General features: G+C 31.5%; 3 protein-coding genes. 2 read left to right on the top strand and 1 reads right to left on the bottom strand.

What is annotated here, in order from left to right; genetic code table 11:
* Nucleotides 1-986 (bottom strand): DEAD/DEAH box helicase (locus Q0C58_RS08945; RefSeq protein WP_290700287.1); only part of this gene is annotated, 986 nt, incomplete at its 3' end.
* A 119-nt stretch (nucleotides 987-1105) separates the two neighbouring features.
* Here Q0C58_RS08945 and Q0C58_RS08940 point away from each other — a divergent pair.
* Complete coding sequence (locus tag Q0C58_RS08940) at nucleotides 1106-2410, top strand: anthranilate synthase component I family protein (RefSeq protein WP_290700285.1); 1305 nt, start codon at nucleotides 1106-1108, stop codon at nucleotides 2408-2410.
* Between the two features lie 182 nt (nucleotides 2411-2592).
* On the top strand, nucleotides 2593-2840 hold a 248-nt coding region (locus Q0C58_RS08935), incomplete at its 3' end, for an ATP-binding protein (protein ID WP_290700283.1).

Raw genomic sequence — 2840 nt, 5'->3', positions numbered from 1 at the left:
TGCATGTAGTTTTCTGGGTAATCTGGTGTGTCAAAATTTATAACATGCGAGACATTATCAATATCCAGTCCACGAGCCATTATATCTGTAGCTACTAATATTCTGTTAATACCTTCACGAAATTGCTCGATACTACGCAGTCTGTAATTTTGTGTTTTGTTAGAGTGTATAACGCATAACTCTTCGTTGTATTCTTCTTCTAAAGCTTCAAAAAGACGATCTGCCATTTTTTTGTAAGCAACAAAAATTAAAACCTTATTGTACGTTTCTTCATCTTGAAGTAAATGCTTCAGTAAATTTAATTTTGTATAAAAATTAGGAACTTTATAGCGTATTTGTTTTATGTTTTCTAAAGGTGTTCCTGAGGTTGCAATCGATACTTTTTGTGGTGATTTAAAGAAATCTGTAATTAATTTATCTACATCTAGTGTCATCGTTGCAGAGAACATTATATTTTGTCTACGTTCAGGTAATAAATCGAAAATATTAATTAATTGATGTCTAAAACCTAAGTCTAACATCACATCTACTTCATCGATAATTAATTTCTGAATAGATTTTAAATTTAAAACATGAATTAAAGCCAAATCGTACATACGACCAGGAGTAGCTACTAAAATATCTATACCTTCAGCAATAGCTCTTTTTTGAGTATTAATATTAGTACCACCATAAACACCTAAAACACGAGTATTTATATACTTCGTTAACTTTTCAATCTCATCTACAACCTGTACAACAAGCTCTCTAGTAGGTACTAAAACCAATACTCTTGGGTTGTCTTGTTTAGAAAATGGTAGGTTTTTAAGAACAGGAAGCATGTAGCCAAAGGTTTTACCTGTTCCTGTTTGCGCAATACCAACCATGTCTTTTCCGCTGGCAACAACGCTAAAAGCTTCGGCTTGAATAGGAGTTGGCGTTGTAAAGCCTAAATCGTCAAGCGCGTTATATAATGGTGTATTTAAGTTTAAATCTCTAAAAGTCATGCTGCAAAGTTACTTTGTTAATATTGAATTCACTAATCATTTTCATATTGTATCATAAAAGTGATTAGTAGTTTTTAATATGATTAAAATTTCGGTACTTTGTAATCAACCTTTTTCAATTGAGAACACAACAAAAATACAGACTTAAAAACAACGAAACATTTAAGCAAAACCTACTGGTTTGGGCACAACAGTTTGATGATGTGGTTTGGTTAGATTCTAATTCTAAACATTTAAAAGACAATCAAAACTATTCTAGTTACGATGCCGTTTTAGCAGTAGATGCTTTTACTGCCATACAAACCGATTATTTTAATGCTTTCGATAAATTAAAGGAATACCAAAGCTTAACAAACGATTGGATTTTTGGTTACCTAACTTACGATTTAAAGAACGATACAGAAGCATTAAAGTCTAATAATGATGATAGCTTAGAGTTTCCAGATTTATATTTTTTTCAACCAAAAAAACTATTTCTCATCAAAGGAAACAGTGTTGAAACATTATATCTAAAAGCAGTTGATGATGAGTTAGAGGCGGATTTGCTTGAGATTGAAAAATCTAGCAATCCAACAATACAAGAGTTGGAAAGCCCTATAAAAATAAAACAAAAAATAAACAAAGACGAGTATATTAAAAAAGTAGCAAAAGTACTGTCTCATACTTACAGAGGTGATATTTACGAAGCTAATTTTTGCCAAGAATTTTATGCTGAGGATACTAAAATTCAACCTTTAGAAACATACAATAAGCTTAATACCATTTCAAAACCACCTTTTGCTACGTTCTTAAAAATGGGTAGCAATTATTTATTATCAGCTTCTCCAGAACGCTACATAAAAAAAGTAGGCACTAAAATAATTTCGCAGCCTATAAAAGGCACTGCAAAACGAGATGAAGACCATATAATGGATTCCATTTTAAAAAACAATTTGGTAAGTGATGAAAAGGAGCGAAGCGAGAATATAATGATAGTAGATTTGGTACGAAACGATCTCTCGCAAACAGCAATAAAAGGAAGTGTTAAAGTAGAAGAGCTTTGTAAAATATATAGTTTCGACCAAGTACACCAAATGGTATCTACAGTTGTTTCAGAAGTAAAAGAAAACGCAAACCCAATAGATATAATAAAAACAACCTTTCCAATGGGAAGCATGACAGGAGCACCAAAAATTTCAGCAATGCAAATTATTGAAACTTTAGAGGAGACCAAACGTGGTTTATACTCAGGAAGTGTAGGTTATATTTCACCAAATGGAGATTTCGATTTTAATGTTGTTATTAGAAGTATTCTTTACAATGAAGCAAAACAGTATGTATCGTATTCGGTTGGAGGAGCAATAACTGCCAAAAGCGACCCACAAAAGGAATACGAAGAATGTTTAATAAAAGCAAAAGCAATGCGAGAGGTTTTGGAAAGCTAGCTGTCAATTAACAATGATCAGTAATAAGTGAATAAACATTTGCATTAATCTAAAACACTAAAATTAGTACTAAATTCTCTGTGATTCTCCGCGAAAAACCTGCTAATCTCAGTGTAAAATCGCTATTTCCCATACAACAAAGAAAAGTAAAATAAAACCATCAAAAAACGTACATTTACAGCGTGTTAGAAAAATTCAATACATACATAAACAATAATCTTAAATTTATAAAAGATAAGAAGCTTTTAATAGCTATTTCTGGTGGATTAGATAGTGTTGCACTTACACATTTATGCAAAGCCTCTAAATTAGATATAGCACTAGCACACTGCAATTTTAATTTACGAGATGCTGAAAGTGATGCAGACGAAAAATTTGTTCTTCAATTATCTAAAAATCTAGACTTAGAAGTTTTTATTCAGCATTTTGA

The sequence above is a fragment of the Lacinutrix sp. genome (assembly GCF_023299985.1).
Taxonomy (GTDB): Bacteria; Bacteroidota; Bacteroidia; order Flavobacteriales; family Flavobacteriaceae; genus Lacinutrix.
This window is presented reverse-complemented; position numbering and strand designations above follow the sequence as displayed.